This is a genomic window from Shewanella sp. Shew256, assembly GCF_002196695.1.
Lineage (GTDB): Bacteria > Pseudomonadota > Gammaproteobacteria > Enterobacterales > Shewanellaceae > Shewanella > Shewanella mangrovisoli.
The window spans coordinates 177,146-203,182 of record NZ_NAJR01000005.1; the positions used below are offsets into that span (position 1 = coordinate 177,146).

A 26,037-nucleotide genomic window follows, 5' to 3' on the forward strand; every position below is an offset into this window, starting at 1 on the left:
TGAAAATTGTGTAATGTTAGCCTATAAGTTAAAAGCGTCAATCTTAGTATTATCATCAGAGTAACAGGGAGCCTGACAATGAAGTCAGCGTATAAGGTTTTTCTCGCAGGATTATGTTCACTTTTCTTGGTCGCATGTGGCGGCGGAGGCGGTATCTCCGACGATGGCACTGGCACCACACCATCAGATAAATATGTCATTAAATTGGGGCTGACTAATTCAAGTGGGCAATCAATAACGGAAGTTTCGAATGCTGCTCCAGGAAAGCTGACTGCAACCTTGACGAAAAATTCATCAGCTTTAAGTGGCGCAAGAGTTGTTTTTAGTCTAGAGGGTCAAGGAGTGTTAACCCCTGATAGTGGGGTAACTAATACTGAGGGTAAGGTTTCCATTGATGTCTTGCCTGGTAATATACTTGGTTCTGGCAAAATTACAGCAACTTATACTCCAACAGGGGGGAGTGCTGTTACATCAGATGTTTCCTTTAATACTAAAGGTGATGGTGGAGCATCAACAGGCGGTGCGCAGGTATCCTTGATAATGGTGAGTGACCTTGAGTCAAAAACTCCCATATCAACAATAACGTCACTTTCACCTGGTTATCTTATTGCTAATGTGACGGGTATTTCCAAGCAAACCATAGTTCAATTTTCCAGTACTCGCGGTGAATTACCTATAGATACAGCCATTACTGAACAAGGCGTTGCATATGTTCAAATTTTGGCCAGCTCTCAGCCTGGTGCAGGTAGTGCAACAGCAACATTGCTTTCGGGAGAAAAATCTGAACCTTTAGTATTTAGTATTGGTGCGACGAATGTATTTATGGGAAGTGGTTCTCCGTTCCAGAACGGTGTAGCTTCTGTTGAACCTTCAATTGTTTCAGCTGGTGGAACTTCAAGTGTTTCTGTATCTATTCAGGATGATTCTGGTAATCCATTTACTGATCCTGTAGAAGTTCAATTCACCTCTGTTTGTGCTTTAAAGGCAAATGCTGAAGCAGAATTAAGTACACCTGTTGTTGCCGTTAATGGCGTTGCAACGAGTACTTACCTAGCAAAAGGTTGTGTGGGGGATGACACTATAAATATTAGTGCCAATGTCGGTGGAAAATCTCTAACGGCCAAGGCAATTGTGAATGTTTTACCGGCCAGCGTAGGGAGTATTTTTTTCTTAGAAGCATTGCCTGAGGTCATTAAACTCAAAGGAACTGGTGGTGCAGAAGCTTCTACTGTAAAGTTCAAGGTAATGGATAAAAATGGCATTGCAGTTAGTAACCAACGGGTTAATTTTTCATTAAACACTAAAGTTGGTAATATCATCCTTGATCCAGAGTTTGCGACAACCAACAGTCAAGGTATCGTTCAAACAGTCGTTAATTCGGGTTCTGTGTCTACAAGCGTTAGGGTCACTGCAACAGTTGACGGCAGTTCTCCTGCAATATCTAGCCAATCAAACCAATTAGTTATTTCTACTGGGTTACCTGATCAAGATAGCTTCTCTTTGTCTGCATCGAATCTCAGTCCAGAAGGTTGGGATTATGACGGTGTTGAAGTTGATGTCACTGCTCGCTTAGCGGATGCTTTTAACAACCCTGTCCCCGATGGTACAGCTGTTACTTTTACTACCGAAGGTGGCGTAATAGAATCGTCATGTTTGACGGTAAATGGTGCTTGTTCAGTTAAATGGACAAGCCAGAATCCTCGTCCTACAGGTGACACCTTGGCTATGCAAGGTAAGGAACCTTCTTTAGATGCAGGGTTAGGCCAACCTTATGGTGGTCGTGTGACAATTTTAGCGACAGCTATAGGTGAAGAGTCATTCCCTGATACCAATAGTAATGGTCGTTTTGATGCATCTGAAGTTGATAGCTTTTTAAATAAAAAGGATGTATCAGGTAATCCGTATGATTTAAGCGAAGCTTTTGTTGACCATAATGAAGACCACATTTTTAACCCAAGTGTTGCCGGTGGTGAAGCTGGGGGAGATGCAGAGGTCTTTACTGATTTCAATAGCAATGGTGTATATGACCAAGCGGATGGATTATATAATGGGAGCTTGTGTCAGTTAGATGTAAATGGAACACCTCATTCCGGTTGTTCAGCATCGAGTAAGTCAGTAAACGTAAGAGCTTCGCTTATTTTGGTTATGTCTGGTAGTGAAGCGATGTCATCCAGCCCTGTTATTGTTGATAGCTGCATCGATGATAAATCCAAGGCCGATGTGTGCGATGGTCTAAATGATAATAATACAATTGATATCATTGGAAAGAGTATCGGTGGGGTTTCACTCATTATTGGTGATCTGCATAATCAGCCACTACCTGCTGGAACTATCATTACGTTTACAGCAACAGCAGGAAGTTTAGCTAGCAAAGGTAGCATAACAGTGGTTTCCTCCAATGATAATGCATCGGCATCATACTCAGTCACAATAAAAGGAGCTGAGCAGCCCGATGCAGGAACGTTGAGAATTGAAGCTGTGACACCTAAGGGACTTATTACTCCTATAGCGACTATTCCTGTTGTTATTCATTAAAAGCTTGATGGTATTTGCATGTAAAAAATAAGGTGCCAATGGCACCTTATTTTTTACCTTCAGATTTTACGCTCCAATCACATTAGCGTTGGAATGGATACACACTTCCCAATTTCATAATTTGGGTGAGCTCATCTAATGCGGTGCGTGATTCAACCACTAATTGTGGATCGGCTAAATCTTGAGTCGATAAGCGGTCGCGATAGTGTTTATCCACCCAGGTATTTAAACGCGTGAATAAAGCATCGTTAAGTAAAGTGTGTTGATTCACAGCTGCGACTTCTTGTTCATTCATGGCAACCCGTAAACGCAAGCAGGCGGGGCCGCCACCGTTTTGCATACTTTGTTTCACATCGAAATACAGCACTTGCTTGATTGGCGTATTTAACGTGAGTAGCTCATTTAAATATGCATAAACAGCAGGATTTTCTTGGCAGTCAGTTGGGGCAATGATGGCCATTTCGCCCGAGGGAAGGGTGATTATCTGGGTATTGAATAGATAACTCTTTACCGCATCGTTAATTGCCACTTTGGCGGTTGGTACCTCGATAAAGAATAATTCGGTGTCGAGTTTTCGTCTTATTTCATCCAATTTAGCCTGTGTATTTAAGAATGCTTGCTCATGGTAAAACAGCACATTTTGGTTACCCACGGCGATCACATCGTTGTGGAATACCCCTTGATCAATGACATCGGGATTTTGTTGAATAAAGACGCAGTTATCCTCCTCGAGTTGGTGCAATCTTGCTATCGCCATCGATGCTTCGAGGGTTTGTCTGGCGGGATATTTTTGTGGTCTAGGTGCATTAGGATTGGTGGCTTCTTGGCCGTAAACAAACAGCTCGACCCCAGCATGACCATATTCTTGGCACAGGCGAGTATGATTCGCCGCCCCCTCATCACCGAAGCTATTATGCTCAGGTAAATGATTATGGTGATGAAAATAGTGGGGATCGTTGAAAGTTGCTGTTAAGATGCGCCCCGTTGTGATGGGCTCGATACTGCGATGCAACTTATCGACTAAGTTGGCAGGGGTAAAATGCAGTTTACCGTCACGGGTGTCGGCACTGGGCGACACGGTTGCGGCATTCGCCGTCCACATACTTGAAGCACTGCAACAGGCATTAAGCAGCGCAGGCGCGGTTTTAGCGGCTTGTTGTAAAACTTGGGCATCACTGCCAGAAAAACCAATTCGGCGCAGTGTATTAAGATCTGGGCGCTCTTGTGGCGCTAACATGCCTTGGATCATCCCTAAATCAGCGAGTGCTTTGGCTTTTTGCAAACCTTGTTTAGCGGCGGCTTTAGGATTTGAGACTAAAGCGGCGTTGTTGAGTGAGGCCACATTGCCAAAAGACAAACCGGCATAATTGTGGGTTGGCCCAACGAGTCCGTCGAAATTCGCTTCAAAGTGCTTCATTGCTTATCCTTGTGATAGGGAAGGTTATTATTTATTCAAATGGTCCCTGAAGCGACCCAGTATACTGAAGGTTTTTGTGGGCACAAGCGCACGGTTTTGTGCTCAAAGCGACTTTTTCACGATAAATGCATAACTATTTCTTGCTTGCTGGCAAATAATGAAATATTAGTTTTTAATTACGCAATATTATTTTTTTACATTTTTTCAACTTTGATTAAAAAGTGACTCGCTGGTACATATAAAAGAGGGATTAGCTTGAAACTCTCAATGCAACCCTCTATATATGGAGCCAATTTCCACCTTCTGAGATTTTTTGGCGCAAATCAAACTATGGGTAAATCGCTAGTTATTGTCGAATCACCGGCCAAAGCTAAGACTATTAATAAATATCTTGGCAAAGAATTCATCGTTAAATCGAGTGTGGGGCATATCCGTGACCTACCAACCTCTTCTTCATCTGACGGCAATGAAAAGGTGAAATCCGCCGCCGAAGTGAAGAAGATGTCGCCAGAAGAAAAGGCGCGATATAAAAAGGTGAAAGACCACCAGGCGCTGGTGTCGCGTATGGGCGTTAACCCTGAAAAGGGCTGGGCGGCTAAATATCAAATCCTACCGGGTAAAGAGAAAGTCGTTAAAGAGCTGCAAGCCTTAGCCGATTCTGCTGACCAAATCTATCTCGCAACGGACTTAGACCGTGAAGGGGAAGCCATCGCCTGGCACTTACAAGAGGTGATTGGTGGCGATCCTTCGCGGTATCAACGTGTTGTTTTTAACGAGATCACCAAAACTGCGATTCAAGAAGCCTTTAGTAAACCTTCTGCTCTTGATACCAATATGGTCAATGCCCAACAGGCACGACGCTTTTTAGACCGTGTCGTCGGCTTTATGGTGTCACCACTGTTGTGGAAAAAGGTTGCCCGTGGATTATCTGCAGGACGGGTACAATCCGTGGCAGTGCGTCTTGTGGTGGAGCGTGAAAGCGAAATCAAAGCCTTCGTACCCGAAGAGTTTTGGGATGTGCATGCACAGCTGAATACGCCTGCGAGAGAAGCGCTGCGCATGGAAGTGGTTAAGTACTTAGACTCAGCCTTTGAGCCCACAAACGAGCAACAAGCGTTAGCCGCCGTTCAAGCCTTATCTTCAGCCAGCTTTAAAGTTATTGCTCGTGAAGATAAAGCGACCCAGAGTAAACCTTCGGCTCCTTTTATTACTTCTACCCTGCAACAAGCGGCCAGTACTCGCTTAGGCTTTGGGGTGAAGAAAACCATGATGATGGCCCAGCGCTTGTACGAAGCGGGTCACATCACTTATATGCGTACCGATTCGACAAACTTAAGCCAAGAAGCGTTAGACAGCGTGCGTGAGATGATCGGCAAGGAATACGGCGCCAAGTATTTACCTGCCGACCCCATTCGCTACGGCTCTAAGGAAGGAGCGCAAGAGGCGCACGAAGCTATTCGTCCATCAAACGTGAATGTCGAAGCGGCAGCTTTAACCGATATGGAACGTGATGCACAACGTCTTTATGAGTTGATCTGGCGTCAGTTTGTCTCCTGTCAGATGACACCTGCTCAATACGATGCGACTAAACTCACGGTGAAGGCGGGTGACTACGAACTGAAAGCGACGGGACGTATCCTGCGCTTTGACGGTTGGACCCGTGTTCAAACCGCATTGAAAAAGAAAAATGAAGAAGACAATACCTTGCCTTCGGTCAACGAAGGTGATCTGTTGTCTCTGGTCGAATTAGAGCCTAAACAACACTTTACTAAACCGCCCGCCAGATATAGCGAAGCGTCATTGGTAAAAGAATTAGAGAAGCGTGGTATCGGTCGCCCTTCAACCTACGCCACCATTATTTCAACGATTCAAGAACGGGGTTATGTCAAAGTTGAAAACCGCCGTTTCTACGCTGAAAAAATGGGCGAGATTGTCAGTGAGCGTTTAGTCGGTAGTTTTGCCGAGCTGATGAGCTACGACTTTACCGCCAGCATGGAACAGACCCTCGACGATGTTGCCAGTGGTGAGCTGGATTGGAAAAAGGTTCTCGATGGTTTCTATGCCGACTTCACTAAACAACTAGAGAAGGCGGAATTGGCACCAGAAGAAGGCGGTATGCGCCTCAATCAAATGGTGATGACCAATATTAAGTGTCCGACTTGCGGTCGCCCAATGGGAATCCGTACCGGCACAACTGGGGTGTTCCTGGGTTGTTCGGGTTACGAGTTGCCACCGAAAGAACGCTGCAAAACCACTATGAACCTAACGCCTGGCATAGAAGCGATTAGCGACAGTGAAGATGCCGAAACCGATGCGCTACGCGCCAAGCATCGTTGTGGCATTTGCGGTACGGCGATGGACAGCTACCTAATCGATGAAAAGCGTAAGCTGCATGTTTGCGGTAATAACCCCATCTGTGAGGGTTACGAGGTCGAAGAAGGCCAATTTAAGATCAAAGGTTACGAAGGTCCATTAATCGAATGTGACCGCTGTGGCCATGATATGGAGTTGAAAAACGGCCGTTTTGGTAAGTATTTCGGCTGTACTAACGAGGAATGTAAGAATACTCGTAAGTTACTGAAAAACGGCGAAGCTGCGCCACCAAAAGAAGATCCTATTTATCTGCCTGAGCTGAAATGCAGCAAGTCTGATGCGCATTTTGTGCTGCGTGACGGTGCGGCAGGGATTTTCTTGGCAGCCAGTACTTTCCCTAAATCTCGGGAAACCCGGGCGCCACTGGTTGAAGAGTTAGTGAAATATCGCGAGCTATTGTGGCCAAAATATCAGTATCTTGCCGATGCTCCTATCGCCGATGATGAGGGGAATAAAGCGGCGGTTAAGTTTAGCCGTAAGACCAAAGAGCAATATGTGGCGACCGAAGTTGATGGTAAAGCAACGGGATGGTCGGCGCATTATGTGAATGGTAAATGGGTGACTGAATCGACGGCGAAGAAAGCCAAGAAGTAACGCCTATTCTCAATAGGATTTAAGTTCCTTTTCTTCGCGGTATAAGCAAATGGGCTCACTTAGGTGAGCCCATTTTGTTATCTAGAGTTAAATAGCCGATGACAACAATGACAGTGCTTTATCGATAACCGAGATATTGAGCATCAAAATATCACGCATAAAAAAGCCAAGTCACAGACTTGGCTTTTTTATGGAAACGTTCCTCATTTAGAAAAGCGATATCACCATTTCTTCTTGGGTTGAAACAGCATATCGATATCATCTTCTTCATTTTTGGGTCTAGGCGCACTCGGCGCAGAAAGCTTTTGTGCGCCCATAATCTCATCTAACAGCATTTTGGCTTCATCGACCTTGCGGGCAATAAAAGGGTCATTCGGCGTTTGTGCTTTAATGGCGTGTAGGGTTGCTAAAGCTTTGGTAACCATTTGCTTAGATGAGCCATATTGCTTCATAAAGCTCGCGGCACGGGCACGAGACAGCATGGAATCGACGTTAATTCGCAGTTGTAAACTATCGATACGATTCTCTTCCTGGGCAAACACATTGGGATCGACACGACCCTTATTATGCTCGGCACGTAAAATGGCTTTCAGTTTTTTGAGTGTCTGTACTAATACTAAGATCTGCTTGTCATTATCCGGCAATCTAAAATTTTCGATGGGGGGCATCTGTGGCGTGTTAGATTGCAATGTCTCGATTTGTGACTTGAGATCGGTAAGACGACGTTGAAAATCCGATTGCTGTTGACTCGTACTTAATGTGGTGGCGATTTCTAACGCTTCTTGCACGCGGCGGTAGAGCACTAAGATGATGTGTGTGCTACAAGGTATCATCCCAGTGTTGGATAATACGGTTTCAGTTTCATCAATAATTGCGCGTTGACGGGCAAATTCTATGCGACGTTCAGCCTCAGCACGTTCTTTTTGTTGTTGTATAACGTTAATTCCGATAACAAGCAGTAAAAGTGCACCGATGAGGATCAGAACCAAGGTGAATGTCATAGCTGTTCCATTATTTATCTAATTAGGGTAATGCTACAATAAATCAATAAACTAGCATAGATATCTTAGCCTAGGTTATCATTTCTGTCGTATGAAACTTAAGACTTGTGCTCTATATTCCTATTTGCTTTAATTTTTACTATATACTATAACGATTGATTATAGCTGATACTGAGTTGCGCCATTTTCGCCAATCCAATTCAGCCTGTTTGAGACAAGGACATAAGATGAAACTGCAACAGCTCAGGTATATTGCTGAGGTCGTCAAACACAACCTTAACGTATCGGCCACAGCGGAAAATTTATATACCTCACAACCTGGGATCAGTAAGCAAGTTCGCATGTTGGAAGATGAGTTGGGTATCCAGATTTTTGGACGCAGTGGTAAGCATTTGACCCATGTGACACCCGCCGGACAGCAGGTGATTAATATCGCCAACGATATCTTAGGCAAAGTCGAAAGCATTAAAAAAGTTTCCGAAGAATATACTAAGCCCGATCAAGGCGAGTTGAATATAGCCACCACGGATACGCAGGCGCGTTACGCCTTACCCCATATTATTCGCCAATTCATCGACCGCTATCCTAAAGTCAACCTGCATATGCACCAAGGCACGCCATCGCAGATCAGCGAACAAGCGGCACGTGGTGATGCTGACTTTGCGATTGCCACCGAAGCGATGCACTTGTATTCCGACTTAATCATGTTGCCTTGTTACCACTGGAATCGCTCGGTTGTGGTCCCCAAAGATCACCCATTGGCAACCCGTACCCATATCAGCATCGAAGATTTAGCCCGTTTCCCATTAGTCACTTATGTGTTTGGTTTTGACCGCGCATCGGAGATTGAAAAAGCCTTTAACCGCGCCAACCTCGAGCCGCGGGTGGTCTTTAGTGCAACCAGCGCCGATGTGCTCAAAACCTATGTACGTTTAGGCTTAGGGGTTGGGGTGATTGCGTCTATGGCGATAGATCCTAATATCGATAAAGACTTAGTTGCCATTGATGCGGGCCATTTATTTGCCCACAGTACGACTAAGATCGGTTTTAGAAAGGGCAGCTTCTTACGAAGTTATATGTATGATTTTATTCAACACTTTGCGCCGCATTTAACCCGTGATGTGGTTGAAAAGGCGGTGGCATTACGCGATCAGCAACTCATTGATGAAATGTTTGCCGATAAAAATCTGCCAATGCGTTGATTCAATAGTGAGAGATAATAAAAAATGCCGCAATAAATGCGGCATTTTTTATGCGAAATTGACAGCGGTCATACTCGAATTAGGTTAAATCCACTTTATCCATTTCAAGCTGGCCTAAGGCAATGACGGCTTGTGTACGATTACGGACACCCAGCTTTCTAAAAATCGCGGTGGCGTGGGCTTTGATGGTGGCTTCAGACACACCTAAGTCATAGGCGATTTGCTTATTGAGCAAGCCCTCGGCGAACATCTGCAGTACTTTATATTGCTGCGGCGTCAGATCGGAAAGTTTATTCGCCATTTTATCCGTATCATCATCTTCAATCGGGATGATTTCAGCGCCCGCAGGTAACCAGATATCCCCAAATAATACGGCGGTGAGCGCTTCTTTTAAGGTTTCCATCGAGGCCGATTTAGGAATAAAACCACTGCCGCCATAATGGATAGCACGGCTAATAGTATTGATATCCTCATGGGCCGAAATCACCACCACTGGCAGTTCAGGGTAGTGGGAGCGCAGGTGGATAAGCGTCGAATAGCCATGGGAGCCAGGCATTTGCAGATCCAGCAAAACCAAATCGTAATTCACAGTTTGTGAATCTAACACTGACTGCAACGCATCGGCACTGTCGGCCTCATACCATTGGGTGTGCTCAAAAGCGCTACTGAGGGCTTGACGTAGTGCATTTCGAAACAATGGATGGTCATCGGCAATAATTATATTTAAGTTTTCTAGCTTCATGGCTTTGTTGGTTATGTTCGTGGCACGTGAAGATTAAACCCAATGTAACAGAAAAGTAATCGAGGATCCTATTGCTTTATGCAGTAAGATTGACAAAATTTTTATATGTTTCTGGTTGTTATACTTTTGTCTATCAAAAGTGTGCGGGATATTCACATAAAAACAAGCCCTAAAACCAAGGGGTTTAAGGGCGAGAGTGCGTTATCTTGGCTGGCTAAATCTTATTCAGCGGTCCACACCTGGGTTGGGTGGCGTTGTTCGTCAACCGCAACAAAGGTGAATACGCCGCGGATCGCATGCTCGCGATGATCTTGATACATGTCTTCGACGAAAATATTCACTTCCACCTTTAACGAGGTATTACCCACATGGATCACGCGGGCGATGAGTTCGGCTAAGGTGCCGGCTGGAATAGGTTTTTTAAAGTCGATTCTATCGGAGCTGACGGTCACTAAGGTTTTACGGCAAAAGCGAGTCGCGGCAATAAAGGCGGTTTCATCCATCCAAGCTAACGCTTCGCCACCGAATAAGGTGTTGTGGTGATTGGTGATAGACGGGAATACCGCCTTGATCACCCGCGCTTCGGATTGATTGATCCGCTGTTCGATGGCGTCAGAAAAGGCAGGGCGGCTAGAGTCGAGCGAGTTTGGCATACGGCAACCTGAGGTTATGCATTTTTAAAGAGGCGCAATTATAGTGAGTTTTCAATTTGAATGGTAGAAAACGCCTATATCGTTAGGTTTTAAGACTGCACGAAAAGTAAAAAGGCTTCCAGTGGAAGCCTTTTGCCGTGGGTCATCGACTTATTTGCCGAGAAGCTCACGTCTATCGCGAGAAGCTTTAGCCAGATCGCGCAGTAATTTCTCCGAGTCATCCCAATGCAGGCACGCATCTGTGATGCTTTGGCCGTAGCATAATGGCTGACCCTCAACCACTTTTTGATTGCCTTCCTGTAAGAAACTTTCGGCCATCACCCCCGCAATTGCCGTACTGCCCGCGCGCATTTGCGCCATGATATTGTCGGCAACGACTAACTGCTTCAGGTGATTCTTTTCGCTATTGCCATGGCTAAAATCGACCACCATACGCGGCGTTACATTGACTGACTCAAGTTTTAATTTTGCTTCTTCAATATCTTGCTCAAAGTAATTCGGCTTTTTACCGCCACGTAAAATGATGTGGCCGTAAGGATTACCATGGGTGCGATAGACAGACATGGCACCGTCTTTATCCGGTGAATAGAAGATATGTGGCACTTTTGCTGCGCGCACCGCATCGACGGCGATATTAATATTGCCATCGGTACCGTTTTTAAAGCCCACGGGGCAGGAGAGCGCCGAGGCCATTTCGCGGTGGACTTGGCTTTCGGTGGTGCGGGCACCGATAGCGCCCCAAGTGATTAAGTCGGCAATATATTGACCATTCACCATGTCTAAAAATTCGGTGGCAATCGGTAATTTGAGCTCAGTGATTTGCTGCAATAACTCGCGTGCAATACGTAACCCTTTATTTGGTTCGAAGCTGCCGTCTAAATCAGGATCGGAGATTAACCCTTTCCAACCGACGATAGTGCGTGGTTTTTCAAAATACACACGCATTAAAATGCAGAGATCGTCCTTCAACTCTTGGTGCAATACGGCTAAACGGCGAGCGTAGTCGAGGGCGGCTTGAGTATCATGGATAGAGCAGGGGCCAATAATCACTAATAGGCGTTGATCTTCGCCCATAATAATGGCTTCGACTTCACGACGTTGCTGAACGAGATAATCGGCTGCATCTTGGGTTAACGGGTACTCAGATGCCAGTTGTGCAGGTGAGATGACTTTAGCTAATAAGGAAGTGCGTAATTCGTCTGTTTTAATGGTCATTCAAAATACCGAGCTTGCGTGCGGCGCTTTTCGCCAGATTGCCTCGGATTATAACGAATCGAACAGCATTGCACAGTGCCAATTGTGTTAATTGTCGGCAACTGTGCAATGAATTTGATTTAAGTTAGACCTATTTAGCCTAAATCGAGGCACTCGATTGCCTCGTTCGAAATCATCAAGATTAGAACATATGACGTTCTAACCCGGTGACATCTAAAATCTTAGTAGCGATTTCTTCGACCGAGTGGTTGGTGGTGTCGATATAAGGAATACGTTCACGTTTAAACATCATCTCGACTTCTTTTACCTCTAAACGACACTGCTTTAAGGACGAGTAGCGGCTGTTTTCCATGCGGCTTTGGCGAATCTCATGTAAGCGCACCGGATCGATGGTTAAGCCGAATAACTTCTTCTTGTTGCGTTTTAACGCTTCGGGCAGTTTCAGGTTATCCATATCATCTTCGGTGAACGGATAGTTGGCCGCTTTAATACCAAATTGCATCGATAAATAGAGGCTAGATGGGGTTTTACCGCAGCGAGACACGCCAAGCAGGATTAAATCGGCCTGATCCATATGTTTCATGGTTTGGCCATCGTCATTGTCCATCGCAAAATTGATGGCATCGATACGGGCTTCGTAGCCGTGATTGGCTTTCCCGTGGGTGCGATGTAACACCGGAGAGGCGCTAACGCCTAAATGTTGTTCAAGTGGTGCAACGAAGGTATTTAAAAAATCGTAATCGAGTCCTTCACTCGAATAAATAATGTCCCGAATTTCAGGTTTTACGATCGAATGGAACACTAACGGCCTTTCACCTGTTGTAATAAAACAATCATTAATTTGTCGTTTAACGTTCTCGGCTTTTGCCAATGTTTCAACAAATGGAATTGTAAGTGACTCAAATTCTAATGGAAATTGCGAGAGTACTGCATGCCCAAAAACCTCAGCTGTGATCGCTGTCCCGTCGGAGATGTAAAATACCTTTGGTGCCATACTGACCTCTTGTAGTAATAAAATTACAAATAAAATTATAGATTTACGCTGCTTCGGCGGGAGTGTAAAATGCCGCTGCCCTCGTGTGAAGGGGCCACTGAAATAAACTTGCGGAGATAGAACTGTGCAGCAATACGTACTCTGGTATCAGGAATTAGGCATGGGTGACGTCAACTTGGTTGGCGGTAAAAATGCTTCTCTTGGCGAGATGATCAGCAATCTAGCTAATGCCGGTGTTCAAGTACCTGGCGGATTTGCGACTACTTCTTATGCGTTCAATGAGTTCCTTGAACAAAGTGGAGTAAACCAGAAGATTTATGACATCCTAGCAACATTGGATGTAGATGATGTCAATGCACTGGCACAAGTAGGTGCACAGATCAGACAATGGGTTATCGATACCCCGTTCCAACCAGCTCTAGAGCAAGCGATTCGTGAAGCTTACGACAAACTTGCCGCTGAAACGAGCGATGCATCATTCGCGGTGCGTTCTTCTGCTACCGCAGAAGACATGCCAGATGCTTCTTTTGCTGGTCAGCAAGAAACCTTCTTAAACGTGAAAGGATTTGACTCAGTACTCGTGGCGATTAAGCACGTGTTCGCGTCACTCTTTAACGACCGTGCAATTTCATACCGTGTTCACCAAGGTTATGAGCATCACGGTGTTGCCCTGTCTGCCGGCGTACAACGCATGGTTCGTTCAGACAAAGCGGCATCAGGTGTAATGTTCACCATGGACACTGAATCAGGCAACAACGATGTAGTGTTTATCACTTCCTCTTTCGGTCTGGGTGAAATGGTTGTTCAAGGTGCGGTAAACCCTGACGAATTCTATGTTCACAAACCCATCCTCACTCAAGGCCATAAAGCCGTTGTTCGCCGTAATATCGGTAGCAAGCTCATCCAGATGGTGTATTCCGATGATGCTTCTCACGGCAAACAAGTGAAAATTGAAGACGTTGCTGCTGAAAAACGTCGTCAATTCTCCATCAACGATGCCGAAGTGATGGAATTGGCTAAACAAGCTATGGTTATCGAAAAACACTACGGTCGTCCAATGGACATCGAGTGGGCAAAAGACGGTAACGATGGCAAACTTTATATCGTTCAAGCGCGTCCAGAAACGGTTCGTAGCCGTGAAGACGTACAATTAATTGAACGTTACCACTTAAAGAGCCGTGGTGCGGTGATCTCTGAAGGTCGCGCTATCGGTCATAAAGTGGGTTCTGGTGTGGCTAAGGTATTAACCTCTATCGCTGACATGGATCAAATCCAACCTGGCGATGTGTTAGTGACCGACATGACTGACCCAGATTGGGAACCTATCATGAAGCGCGCCAGCGCCATCGTGACTAACCGTGGCGGCCGTACCTGTCACGCGGCGATTATTGCCCGTGAATTAGGCGTACCTGCGGTAGTAGGTTGTGGTGACGTGACCGACCGTATCAAGAATGGTCAGTTAGTGACTGTTTCTTGTGCCGAAGGTGACACAGGTTACATCTACGAAGGTAAGCAAGAGTTCGAAGTGGTGTCTAACCGCGTTGACGCTCTGCCTCCATTACCGATGAAAATCATGATGAACGTGGGTAACCCAGATCGCGCCTTCGACTTCGCTCGTTTACCAAACGAAGGTGTGGGTCTAGCGCGTTTAGAATTCATTATCAACCGCATGATCGGTATTCACCCGAAAGCGCTGCTTGAATTCAATCAACAAGACGCTGCGCTGCAGGAAGAAATCAACGAGATGATCGCAGGTTACGACTCTCCAGTTGAGTTCTACATTGCCCGCTTAGTCGAAGGTATCGCCTCAATCGGTTCAGCTTTCTATCCGAAGAAAGTGATCGTGCGTATGTCTGACTTCAAGTCTAACGAATACGCGAACTTAGTAGGTGGTGATCGTTACGAGCCAGAGGAAGAAAACCCAATGTTGGGCTTCCGTGGTGCAAGCCGTTATATTTCCGAATCATTCCGCGATTGTTTCGCGTTAGAATGTGAAGCGATTAAGCGCGTGCGTAACGAGATGGGTCTGAAGAACGTTGAAGTGATGATCCCATTCGTCCGTACCGTGAAAGAAGCCGAGCAAGTGATTGAACTGCTGAAAGAGCAGGGCTTAGAGCGTGGTAAAGATGGTCTACGCGTCATCATGATGTGTGAAGTACCGTCAAACGCGCTGTTAGCGGACCAATTCCTTGAGCACTTCGATGGTTTCTCTATCGGCTCAAACGACTTAACTCAGCTATCACTCGGTCTTGACCGTGACTCAGGCATCATCAGCCACCTGTTCGATGAGCGTAATGAAGCCGTTAAGATCCTGCTGTCTATGGCTATTAAAGCGGCTAAGGCGAAGGGCGCTTACATCGGTATCTGTGGTCAAGGACCTTCAGATCACGCCGATTTCGCGGCTTGGTTAGTTGAACAAGGCATCGATACCGTATCGTTAAACCCTGATACAGTGATTGATACTTGGTTATATTTAGCCGAAGCGCACGGTTGATCTCGGTTGTAATTTTATAAAGGTGTTAAAAAAGCCGCTTTTTAGCGGCTTTTTTTTGTTTATAATGGGCCGCATAACAATAATTGACTGAAGCCGCTCATGTTACCTCTGTTATCACACCAACAAACGTTAGAACCTGTCTATCTGGCCTATCTTGATGCCTTAGCGCAAAGTGGCTACGCCGGTGATATCGATAAGCGCTACAGCGCGCGCCTCGTGCAGGCCACGGATAACTCCGTATACCAATTTTTGCCGCAGGCGGTGCTTTATCCTAAGCATCAAAAAGATATTCAAATTGCCTTGTCGCTGGCGGCAAAAGCAGAATTTGTGGGTGTGACTTTTAGTGCCAGAGGCGGCGGTACGGGAACCAATGGCCAATCGCTGACCCACGGCTTGATCCTCGATGTATCTCGCTACATGAATCGCGTATTGGAAGTGAACCATGAGCAGGGTTGGGTACGCGTCGAGGCGGGTGTAGTCAAAGATGCGCTAAACGATGCGCTGCGTCCCCACGGTTATTTCTTCAGTCCCGATCTGTCAACCTCAAACCGTGCCACCATCGGCGGTATGATTAATACCGATGCCTCGGGCGCGGGCTCCTTAGTTTACGGTAAAACCTCAGATCATGTGCTGGCGCTACGCAGCATATTGATTGATGGCAGCGTGTTCGACACGCGTCCCCTCGACGCGGGTCTGTTATGTAACCCCGATAACGTGAGCGATAATCCGCTCGGGCAAAAACTGATTTCGGCGATTGCCAAAGTGTGCCGCGAAAAGCGTGCGCTGATCGAACAACAATTCCCTAAGCTCAATCGTTTCTTAACCGGATATGACTTAAAGAATGTCTGGAACAACGGCTTAACCCAGTTCGATCTCTCGCGCATTTTAACGGGGTCTGAAGGCACGCTGGCGGTGATCACCGAAGCGAAACTCAACATTACGCCACTGCCGAGTGAGCGGGCGATGGTGAACATTAAGTACGATTCCTTCCAGTCTGCACTGCGCCATGCGCCATCCTTAGTGGCGGCGCGGGCCACTGTGGTCGAAACCGTGGACTCAAAAGTGCTTAACCTTGCCCGCGAGGACATTGTCTGGCATTCGGTTTCTGACCTTATTCAAGAAGTGCCTGGTAAAGTGATCGATGGCCTCAATATGGTGGAGTTTGCGGGCGACGCCGCTGAGGTGAGCGAAAAGCTTGCGGCACTCGAAGCCGTGCTGACCGAACAGATCAGCCGTGGTGAGTGTGGTGTGGTGGGTTATCAAGTCACTCAAGATAAGGCCAGTATTGAGAAAATCTACGGCATGCGTAAAAAAGCCGTGGGCCTACTCGGTGCTACCAAGGGACGTCGCAAACCCATTGCGTTTGCCGAAGATACTGCGGTGCCGCCCGAAATGCTGGCCGATTATATTATGGAGTTCCGTGCGCTACTCGATAGTCACAATTTGCAATACGGCATGTTTGGCCATGTGGATGCGGGCGTGTTGCACGTGCGGCCTGCGCTGGATATGTGTGATGTCGAAGATGAAAAACTGCTGAGGGTGATTTCAGATCAAGTCGCAGCACTGACACTCAAATATGGCGGCCTGATGTGGGGCGAGCACGGTAAGGGCGTGCGCGGCGAATATGGTCCATCGGTGTTTGGTGATGAGCTTTATTGTGTACTGCAAGACATTAAAGGCCTATTTGACCCTGATAATAGGCTCAACCCTGGCAAGTTAGTGGCACCCAAGCAAGCGGGTGGTCTGTGTTTTGATGTTGACAGTACCAAGCGCGGCAAGTTTGACCGGCAAATTCCGGTCGAAGTGCGCGATGCCTATCCCGATGTGATGAACTGTAACGGTAATGGCCTGTGCTTTAACTACAGCAGTTTCTCACCTATGTGTCCGTCATTTAAAGTGACGGGAGACAGAGTTCAGTCGCCTAAAGGTCGCGCGGGCTTAATGCGTGAGTGGCTGCGTTTGCTCGAATCTGAAGGCGTCGATGTCAATGCGCTGGCCAGAGCTAAACCCTTAGGCATTTTGCAGCGGATGCAAAATACCCTCAATGCGAAGCGCGATTATGATTATTCCCACGAAGTGATGGAATCTCTGAAGGGATGTTTGGCCTGTAAAGCTTGCTCGAGCCAATGTCCGGTGAAAGTGGATGTACCTAAATTTAGGGCGCAGTTCTTTAATATTTATTATCAACGTTACCTGCGTCCGGCTAAAGATTATCTGGTGGCGGGCATCGAGGACAGTTTGCCTATTATGGCGGCGGCGCCAAGGCTGACCAATTTTGCCTCGCAGAATCCGCTCAGCCAATGGGTGATCAAAAAAGCTATCGGCTATGTCGATGCGCCAGCACTGTCGGTGCCGACATTAAAACAACGGCTCGATGGTCATGCGAGTCGCGGTTATGATCTGGCGGCATTACAGGCCATCCCCGCCGATGAGCGGGCAAAATTTGTGTTAGTGGTGCAAGATCCTTTTAATAGTTTCTACGATGCAGGCCTGGTGTATCGTTTTATCCAACTGATTGAAACATTAGGATTAAAGCCCGTTTTATTACCCTTTAAACCCAATGGTAAACCTACTCATATCAAGGGCTTCTTGGATAAATTTGCCAAAACGGCGCAGTCGAGCGCGGATTTCTTAAACCAAGTGCATAAGTTGGGCATGCCTATGGTGGGTATCGATCCCGCCTTAGTGCTCTGTTATCGCGATGAGTATAAAGAAATCTTAGGGGCGAATCGCGGCGCGTTTGAGGTGAAACTGGCTAACGAATGGCTCCTTAGCATACTGCAGGATATTCCAGCTAAGGCCATGCAAGATAAACAATTTATGTGGTTTAGCCATTGCACTGAGTCTACGGCTAAGCCGAATACCGCCAATGAGTGGAGCAAAATCTTCACTCACTTTGGGGCTAAATTAACGGCGGTCAATCTGGGCTGTTGCGGTATGGCGGGTACCTACGGCCATGAAGCTGATAATCTTGAGCGCTCTAAGACCTTGTTTGATATGTCGTGGAAAGACACTTTAAGCAAGATAGACGCGTCGCAGGTGTTAGTCTCGGGCTATTCATGTCGCAGCCAAGTGAAACGTTTCGCTGGGTATAAGCCAAAACATCCATTAGAGGCTTTATTGGAGCTTGTTAAGGCTTAACGCAATTTTGCCTTAGGGATTGGATAATCCCTAAGGCAATGCCACACTAAACCAGTCTTCAGGCTGGTTTTTTTATTGAGGGACGCTATGGAAAAACACACGGACAATGTTATCGACACGCTACAGGAATTCACCAGCAAGCCAACGCCGGATGATGTTGTCATACCACCAACGGCGCTGTGTAGTGAAGTTGCGCTATTTCGTATTCAGCTTTCCGGTGACTGGTTATATCAAAACAGCCCATTACCGACCAAGTTTGCCAAGTTATTTGCCAGTATTTTACATGGCATCGATGGCGAGCATTTTCTGATCACGCCAGTCGAGAAGGTGCGAGTTGAGGTGGAAGATGCGCCATTGGTGATTGTCGATTATGTGAAGAATGACATAGCACCTAGTTTGATGCTCAAAAGCAGTATCGGGACTGAACATCAGATTGCCGATCTCAAACGACTAAAGCTTACCGACTTTGGGATTTATCTGCCCCTAGAGCGCGGTCTATGGGGAAAATTAAGCCGCGCCTGTTACTATAATTTTGTGAATGAATTCAATTTATCCGACGACCAAGGGGCGGATGCATAAAGATTTTGATTGCAATTACTTAGGCAAGCTGACTAGTTTATTACAGGTTAAGTGGTAGTATTAAAACTGACTTCGGCGAATATCCTTTTGCTTGTTGTCTGTGTTGATGGGTCTAAATGGTGTTTTCGGAGGTGCTGTTTGAACCGCTATGAAAGCTTAGGCTATCTTGTTTCCCACTTGAATATTGAGCTGCAAAATGAGCTCGATATACAGCTGAAACGCTATCAGCTCGACATAAAGTTGTGGCCGGTGTTGTTTGCGCTTTGGCAGGAGGAGGGGATCACTCAGACCGAGCTGTCTAAGCGTTGCGATGTGGCCAACTATACCATGACCCGTCTGCTCGATCAGTTGCAGGTTCAAGGATTGATCACCCGTCACCAAGAGCTCGATAACCGCCGAGCATTCCAGATTTTCCTCACCGATGAGGCCAAGGCGCTGGAGCAGGATTTGATCCGTGAGGCCGAGCGCGTCAATGAGAAATACCTGTCCAATCTCAGTGAGGATGAGCGCCAGCAGTTTATGCGCTTACTCAATAAGATAAATCGCTTACCTTCACTCACAGAGCTGTAAGCTCTGCCCTTAGACAACGCGGTTTAACCGTCTACACGCATTAGCTAACGGCGATTAAACGGCTATCACAATGTTTGTTTTCTCGGCGTATTGGTTTGTTACTAATACTCCGGCCTATTACTCATTCTTGTTTTAACCAACAGTACAAATTGCTACCCGAGTATTGTTGCAAAAATGTTTCACTGGACGCCATCTTGTTGCACTGGAAGCTTGCATTCCAACACAAAAACATTGCTCAGATTGGTTTGTCGACTGAGCAATTACAAGGTGATTTTTCAGGGAACATGAAATGAAACAACTCTTTAAGCGCAGCCGTATTGCTGCGACCTGTCTTATGGCGATGGGGCTCGCGACCAGTTACGCCACGCTGGCGGATGATAGCGCGTTCGTGGATGCACAGTCTGGTGCGGTGCAATTTACCTTAATTACGGGTGAGGTGGTCACAGCGGTCGTGCGTGCTGATGGCTCACTCGGCGGGATCCGTTTGCTCGGTGAACATGGGGCCGAGGTGATCACCAGTATTTTTCAAAATGCGAATGGCCAATATCTTATTACCCCCAAAGCCCAACCTCTGGTGACATCTAAAGCCGTCGATTTAGAGCTCTTTAACATCACTAAATTACATGCAGCGGGCTATGACGATGCTTCCACCGATAAGCTGCCCGTGATTATCGAATACCAAGATGGCACGCTGGCGGGCTCTGCGGTACCTAATCCTATTGAAGGGGCGACATTAACCGATGAAATCGAGCTTATTGACAGCGCCGCCTTTGGTGTGAGTAAGTCGAAAGCGGCCAAGGTATGGGAAACCCTCGGCACGGATGCTTCGGTGAAATCTGTATGGCTAGATGCCGTGGTGCATGCCGATAAAGAGACGCCGAATGGCGTGAATGCCTTGGTAAACTTAACCCCAACCGTGCCGTTAACTGGTGCCTATGGCAATTTAGCCAAGCACTTCAATGGTCAAGGTGTCACTGTTGCAGTACTTGATACTGGTTATGATCTTGATCATCACGATTTAGCGGAGCAAGTGCTTGTCAGCAAAGATTTTACCTATTCCAGTAATGGGATAGACGATCTCAATGGCCACGGCACTCATACTGCGGCTACTATTGCGGGCACAGGTGTCGAATCTAATGGTCGTTGGGCGGGCATGGCGCCAGGAGCCAAGTTGCTGGTGGGCAAGGTACTGACAAATGCGGGCTCAGGCTCTACTAGTGGGATCTTGAGTGGTATGCAGTGGGCCGTGGCTCAAGGCGCCGATGTGGTCAGCATGTCTTTAGGTGGTAGTGGCACTAGCTGTACTGGGCCGCTTGTCGATATGGTCGAAGCCTTGAGTGACAAAGCCTTGTTTGTGGTGTCGGCGGGCAATAGTTTTACCCGCGAGACGGTGGGGATCCCAGGATGTGCCCCGAGTGCGTTAACTGTGGGAGCCGTTGACCGCGATAATCACACTGCATCTTTCTCATCCCGTGGACCCTCTCCTGATGGTCATTCTGCAAAACCCGATATCGCCTCCCAAGGTGTGGATGTCGTGTCGGCAGCTTCTGGGGGATTTGGCTCGACGGCCTATCGCGCTCTGTCGGGTACCTCCATGTCGGCGCCCCATGTGTCAGGCGGTGCGGCGATTGTGATGCAAGCCAGACCCGAATTGAGTCCGCGGCAAGTGAAAGAAGTGTTGACCTCTTCGGTATTACCGAACGATTCACACGTGCTTGAGCAGGGAGCTGGGCCTATGGATGTGAATCGCGCAATCGCTCAAAGCATTATCGCGCCGCCCAATATGGAGCTTGGCTCCTTTGCCTATGATCAGGATATTGGCGTTACAGAAAAAACCATTAGTTTGCGCAACTTATCCGACAAGGACATCAATCTTAAGCTGAAAATGAGCTTGATAGGTGAAGATGGTAAAACCCGTATGCCAGCCACACTAGCGGGATTAAGCCTTAACAGTATTACCGTCCCTGCTAAGGGGAGTGCTGAGATCCCGGTGTGGATAGACTCGAGTGTGGCACTGCGTAGTGGCGCCTATGGCACTATCACTGGGCGCATCGAAGGTACAACAACGGGTAAATCCGATGAACGGGTCACTGTACCTGTGTCATTTTGGATTGAGCCGCCACAGGTAAACTTAAGCTTAAGTGTGACCGATATGCGTGGTCATCCAGCCACCTCGCCATCAAAAGTGTATTTGATGAATGAGGAAGATGATTGGGGACAAGCCGTAAGCTTAACCAACGGCCAAGCGAGCGTGAAAGTGCCTGAGGGTAACTATTCAATCGTCGCTAATGTTATGACCTACGACAATGATTTTACTTCAAATGGTTTAGTGGAATCGGCGACACAAATGGCGGTACTTAATCGTAAGTTAAGCCAAGATACCCACCTTGAGTTTGATGCCCGTAATGCTGAAAAACTGCAGTTTAAAGCCAGTAAGCCGTTAGCGACGCAAGGTTTCTCCTTTGGATTTACCTACGCATTGGATGATAACAAGCTAGCAAAATTAGCGGCGATGGACTTTGCACCTGACTATGTGAAGGATATGTACACTTGGTCACAGGGGCACGATGACAGATTCCGCTCCTTCGTGACGACTCGTGCTATTGCTCCCGAAGCTGTGCTGACGATGCAAAATGGGGAAGTGCTGGAGTATAACAAGCAAGGTTTGGCAATGTCCTTCAATGGCCAAGGCAGTGCAGAAGTAGTATTTGTGGGCGATGGCGGTTACAGCACGGATTGGACTCAGTTCGATCTTAAGGGACGCATTGCACTCATAGGTAATCCCTATTATTTGACCTCCACCATGGTGAACAATGCCCTGAAAAATGGTGCGATTGGGGTGATCTTCTATCGTCCGGGTCTTAAGGGCCGTTACAAGGGTACGATTGGTGGCACGCCGCGCATTCCTGCTGTAGGGATCAGTTCAGAGCAAGGTGAAGCCCTATTGGCGCAGGTTGAAGCGGGCAACAATCTGGTGAGTTGGTCAGGGATTGCCGCAGAGCGTACACCCTATGCTTATTCCATTAACCATATCACCGATGGTCGAATCGATGGTGGGCAAGTGGTGCTGCAAGAGCACAAGATGCAGAAGATCAGCGCGGCCTATCATTCTCAAAATGATGAACGTCCTGTGTTTGTGGATGTGATGGGGATGACCAATAGTACGGGCGAGTTCTATTCCACGGGCAGCACCCAAATGGTGATGACACCGATTGTCCGTGACGAATACTACACGGCAACCAGTAAAAATATGTGGACCAACATCGTTATGCCCGGCTCTGCGATGACGGCCGAAGGCGCTTACTTCGATGGTCCACGTATGATGGCCGAAGGCACTGTTGAGAGCACCTCTTGGCTTAAAGGACCTAAGGCGGGGAGTTTGCTCACTAATGGTGGCGCGATTGCCTATCGCGATACAAACACTATCGATTTAAGCATCGTGCGATTCGGTGATGCGGCAGGGCATGATGGCACAGGTGGCTACAATTCACAGTCTCTCTATGGACTGAAAGTGAATGGTCAGAACACTTATCTCGACAGTGGGCTGTTGACGCTTCCTGACTCGAATGCTCAAGTAGAGCTCGAAATTCGCTCCTACGCCCGAGGTGTCGGTAGCAGTTCGCCGATTAAAGATAACTTAGGCTCTTTCTACCAAGGGATTTATCACTTCAGCACGGATTCGAGTAAGCAAGGTGTTCAGGCGGTATTGGTACCTAAAATCGATATTCCAGTCGCGCTTGATAACACTGTAGCTGCGGGTGAAGCGGTTACCGTCAAGCTTGCGGGTGTGATGGATGGCATAGGTCAAGTTGACTTGGCTGATGTCAGCTTAGAGTACGGTTATGGCCAAGAGTGTTCACTGGCAGCAGTCTCTGTATCGATTTACTGCCCCGTTGCGAGTAAATTTGCTGAAAGTGCATGGAAAACGGCAGAAGTCAAAATGGTCGATGGTCAGTGGGTTGCGACCATTCCTAACGATGCTGCCGCGGGTAATTTTGTGCATTTACGTGTACAAATGAACGATGGCAGTAGCACTGCGCAGCAGACTATGATGCGGGTTTATATGCTGAAGTAATACGTCACAGTAGTTTGGATAACACCGCTATTGTTTAGGCAATAGCGGTTTTTTATTACTGAATTTTTAACATCGGCTTAAAAAGGGAAGAGCACGGCGAGCAGCACTAAACTGGAACCCAGCAGTAGCCCCTGTTGCAGCAGGCGTTGGCCTTGAATAAGGCTGTTTTTACCTTGTTTTAAGCTGGTAATAAGTTGATTGTGTTTATAAATTCGGCAAGTCAGCTCATCGGTTTGGGGATCGATAAACAGCTTGAAACTGCATTGATGGCCATCATTGAGCTGAATTTTATGCACGCTGTTCGGGCCAAAGTTAAACTTGCGCGATACCATCTGCCCATTCACGAACACACGTTCAATTCCAAACCAATCACTGGCCTGTAGCTCAACCGAGTCCTGATTTAACTCGTACTTAAAACTGACCATATGCAATCCCTTCACTGACAGACGAGTGATTAATTCAAGCAGAGGCACATAGGCTTTTCCACTACAGAAAAGTGAATTTTACGTGGCATTTTGGTATCTGATTGGTATTAAGAGGAATTTATTTTTAGATGAATATGCAGGGGGAGGGAAGAGATAGGCGGACAACCGTCGTTGTCCGCCTATAGCATGATTAGGCTTTTGCTGCTTGATAAATGGCACGGGCCATTTCGTCTGCAACCGCCGCAGTGGTGCGGTTTTCAGCGTCGGCTTTAGTGAAAATCTTCAGCAATGTATTGTAGATTTCTCTGACCTTAGTTTCTGATTTCGCTGCGTCATAGTCTTTTTCAAATGACACGTTGATGATACCGCCAGCGTTAATCACATAGTCTGGTGCATACAGAATGCCCATTTCTTTTAACTGCTCGCCATGGCGAACTTCGGCTAATTGGTTGTTGGCGCAACCGGCAACAATCTTAGCTTTAAGCTGTGGCAAGGTCACATCGTTTAAGGTGGCACCTAATGCACATGGCGCATAGACATCAACGTCTTGGGCATAGATATCCTGTGGGGCAACGACGATGGCGCCAAAGTCGGTAGCCACTTTATCGAGTGAAGCTTGGTGAATGTCGGTGACGATAAGTTCTGCACCTTCTTCATGCAGATGTTTACACAGGTAATAACCCACATGGCCCACACCTTGAACGGCAATCTTAAGGCCTTTTAAGCTGTCTAAACCGAGTTTGTGTTTAACGGCAGCTTTGATCCCTAAATAGGTGCCTAATGCGGTAAAGGGGGATGGATCGCCGCTCTTGCCTTCAAGACCCGCCATGTATGGAGTTTCTTGATGAGCGATCATGATATCCGCTGTTGTGGTACCTACGTCTTCAGCAGAATAGTAACGTCCACCCAGGCTATTGATAAAACGGCCAAAAGCACGGAAGAGGGCTTCGCGATCCGGGCGCTTAGGATCGGCAATAATCACTGACTTACCACCACCCATAGTCAAACCTGCGAGGGCGTTTTTGTACGTCATACCGCGGGAGAGGCGTAATACGTCTGTCAGGGCTTCATCGTCGGATTGGTAGTTCCACATCCGACAGCCACCCACAGCAGTACCTAAGTTGGTGTTATGGATGGCAACGATGGCTTTTAAGCCACTCTCTTTATCATGACAGAATACGACCTGTTCATGTTCATCAAAGGATACATGATTAAATACAGCCACGTGAAGTTCTCCGCTATACACAATAAAACGTCGATGGAATCACTTCCCATCGACAGCTCGTTATATTTATTGCAGAACCATAGCATTTAGCGATACTCTCAACCATGCATAATGACCGAATAAATAGATTATTTGTGGCAATCTAGCTTTCCACTTTACGTAAACGTAAGGTTTTTAGTGTGAAACCAGTTTTTACTGGGATAATCTCAGACATTAGAACGATTCGTGTGCTGTCCCAAGAATGAGAGCCGCGTAATAACAATAAGATAGGACGGAAGTATGACTGAACAAGCTGTCGACCAGGCTCAACCAACAATCTCTCCAGAAGAAATGGAGAAACTGCGCCAAGAGTGGGTCAGAACTCAATTCCAAAAAGCGAACCGTTTTTTAGCGGAAAAAGGGGTGATCCCAAGCAAAGTGTTAGCCGACGAAAGCCGTTATCTGGCGCCTTATTTAGCGATTTGGAAAATGGAATCTAAGCGTCCTTCGGCCAAAACCTATTGGGTGATGTCTGGCGACTTACCGTCGGATTTTGTCGACGTCAAAGTCGCGAAAACGGCGCGCGATGCGCTTCGTCACTTCTCTATGATGTGGCAGATGCAGGCCGAAAACCTGATCCGCTCAGGTGCGGTTCAACGTGATGCGACGCAGGCAAAATTTACGCAGTTATTAGTATCACGTGCTGAGAGCTTGTATCGTATGCACAATGATGAAAAGCTTTGGAATACTAATGCTTAATCTAGTGTTAGCGTAAAAACTAAAGGCACTCAGTTGAGTGCCTTTATTGTTTTGGGTGACGCTA

The 26,037-nt window shown here is 46.9% G+C and carries 17 protein-coding genes; 9 read left to right on the top strand and 8 right to left on the bottom strand.

The features are described from left to right. Window positions 1–78: 78 nt before the first annotated feature. Window positions 79–2,535, top strand: a complete 2,457-nt coding sequence (locus B5P39_RS11340) for a hypothetical protein (protein ID WP_088211586.1) — start codon at window positions 79–81, stop codon at window positions 2,533–2,535. A gap of 82 nt (window positions 2,536–2,617) precedes the next feature. Here the strand turns inward: B5P39_RS11340 and astB are convergent, their stop codons facing one another. After that, complete coding sequence (gene astB, locus B5P39_RS11345) at window positions 2,618–3,952, bottom strand: N-succinylarginine dihydrolase (RefSeq protein ID WP_088211587.1); 1,335 nt, start codon at window positions 3,950–3,952, stop codon at window positions 2,618–2,620. 330 nt (window positions 3,953–4,282) lie between these two features. On the opposite strand from astB, the gene topA reads away from it, so the two are divergent. Further along, on the top strand, window positions 4,283–6,919 hold the full coding sequence (gene topA, locus B5P39_RS11350; RefSeq protein WP_088211588.1) for a type I DNA topoisomerase: 2,637 nt from the start codon (window positions 4,283–4,285) through the stop codon (window positions 6,917–6,919). Window positions 6,920–7,140: 221 nt separating this feature from the next. On the opposite strand, the gene zomB is transcribed toward topA, so the two are convergent. Beyond that, window positions 7,141–7,920 carry a flagellar motor control protein ZomB gene (zomB, locus tag B5P39_RS11355; RefSeq protein ID WP_088211589.1) on the bottom strand — a complete coding sequence of 260 codons (780 nt, stop codon included), beginning with the start codon at window positions 7,918–7,920 and terminating at the stop codon, window positions 7,141–7,143. A 227-nt stretch (window positions 7,921–8,147) separates the two neighbouring features. Between zomB and cysB the strand changes: the two genes are divergently transcribed. Next, window positions 8,148–9,122: an HTH-type transcriptional regulator CysB gene (gene cysB / locus B5P39_RS11360; RefSeq protein WP_011622367.1), complete on the top strand. Its 975-nt coding sequence runs from the start codon at window positions 8,148–8,150 to the stop codon at window positions 9,120–9,122. Window positions 9,123–9,201: 79 nt separating this feature from the next. Here the strand turns inward: cysB and B5P39_RS11365 are convergent, their stop codons facing one another. The 4 genes from B5P39_RS11365 to ppsR form a co-directional block, all read right to left on the bottom strand. Then, window positions 9,202–9,864: a response regulator transcription factor gene (locus B5P39_RS11365; protein WP_011716753.1), complete on the bottom strand. Its 663-nt coding sequence runs from the start codon at window positions 9,862–9,864 to the stop codon at window positions 9,202–9,204. A gap of 221 nt (window positions 9,865–10,085) precedes the next feature. After that, window positions 10,086–10,517 carry an acyl-CoA thioesterase gene (locus B5P39_RS11370; protein WP_011622369.1) on the bottom strand — a complete coding sequence of 144 codons (432 nt, stop codon included), beginning with the start codon at window positions 10,515–10,517 and terminating at the stop codon, window positions 10,086–10,088. A 150-nt stretch (window positions 10,518–10,667) separates the two neighbouring features. Beyond that, window positions 10,668–11,732, bottom strand: a complete 1,065-nt coding sequence (locus B5P39_RS11375; protein WP_088211590.1) for a 3-deoxy-7-phosphoheptulonate synthase — start codon at window positions 11,730–11,732, stop codon at window positions 10,668–10,670. A gap of 181 nt (window positions 11,733–11,913) precedes the next feature. After that, window positions 11,914–12,726 (bottom strand): posphoenolpyruvate synthetase regulatory kinase/phosphorylase PpsR, encoded by an 813-nt coding sequence (ppsR, locus tag B5P39_RS11380; RefSeq protein WP_011622371.1) that lies wholly within the window; start codon window positions 12,724–12,726, stop codon window positions 11,914–11,916. A 124-nt stretch (window positions 12,727–12,850) separates the two neighbouring features. Between ppsR and ppsA the strand changes: the two genes are divergently transcribed. The 5 genes from ppsA (at window position 12,851) to B5P39_RS11405 (ending at window position 23,585) form a co-directional block, all read left to right on the top strand. After that, the gene (gene ppsA / locus B5P39_RS11385; protein WP_088211591.1) at window positions 12,851–15,220 is read left to right on the top strand and encodes a phosphoenolpyruvate synthase; all 2,370 of its coding nucleotides are present in this window, start codon (window positions 12,851–12,853) and stop codon (window positions 15,218–15,220) included. A 99-nt stretch (window positions 15,221–15,319) separates the two neighbouring features. Next, window positions 15,320–18,361 (top strand): D-2-hydroxyglutarate dehydrogenase YdiJ, encoded by a 3,042-nt coding sequence (gene ydiJ / locus B5P39_RS11390; protein ID WP_088211592.1) that lies wholly within the window; start codon window positions 15,320–15,322, stop codon window positions 18,359–18,361. Window positions 18,362–18,448: 87 nt separating this feature from the next. Next, the gene (locus tag B5P39_RS11395) at window positions 18,449–18,940 is read left to right on the top strand and encodes a DUF1285 domain-containing protein (protein WP_088211593.1); all 492 of its coding nucleotides are present in this window, start codon (window positions 18,449–18,451) and stop codon (window positions 18,938–18,940) included. Window positions 18,941–19,078: 138 nt separating this feature from the next. Beyond that, on the top strand, window positions 19,079–19,510 hold the full coding sequence (locus tag B5P39_RS11400) for a MarR family winged helix-turn-helix transcriptional regulator (protein ID WP_088211594.1): 432 nt from the start codon (window positions 19,079–19,081) through the stop codon (window positions 19,508–19,510). A 289-nt stretch (window positions 19,511–19,799) separates the two neighbouring features. Then, window positions 19,800–23,585: a S8 family serine peptidase gene (locus B5P39_RS11405; protein ID WP_088211595.1), complete on the top strand. Its 3,786-nt coding sequence runs from the start codon at window positions 19,800–19,802 to the stop codon at window positions 23,583–23,585. A gap of 77 nt (window positions 23,586–23,662) precedes the next feature. On the opposite strand, the gene B5P39_RS11410 is transcribed toward B5P39_RS11405, so the two are convergent. Together B5P39_RS11410 and B5P39_RS11415 are read right to left on the bottom strand one after the other, a co-directional pair. Next, window positions 23,663–24,010, bottom strand: a complete 348-nt coding sequence (locus B5P39_RS11410; RefSeq protein ID WP_088211596.1) for a hypothetical protein — start codon at window positions 24,008–24,010, stop codon at window positions 23,663–23,665. 190 nt (window positions 24,011–24,200) lie between these two features. After that, on the bottom strand, window positions 24,201–25,235 hold the full coding sequence (locus B5P39_RS11415; protein ID WP_088211597.1) for a Glu/Leu/Phe/Val dehydrogenase dimerization domain-containing protein: 1,035 nt from the start codon (window positions 25,233–25,235) through the stop codon (window positions 24,201–24,203). Between the two features lie 279 nt (window positions 25,236–25,514). Between B5P39_RS11415 and B5P39_RS11420 the strand changes: the two genes are divergently transcribed. Continuing rightward, window positions 25,515–25,973, top strand: coding sequence for a DUF4826 family protein (locus B5P39_RS11420; RefSeq protein WP_088211598.1), 459 nt, complete (start codon window positions 25,515–25,517; stop codon window positions 25,971–25,973). The last annotated feature ends 64 nt before the right edge of the window (window positions 25,974–26,037 follow it).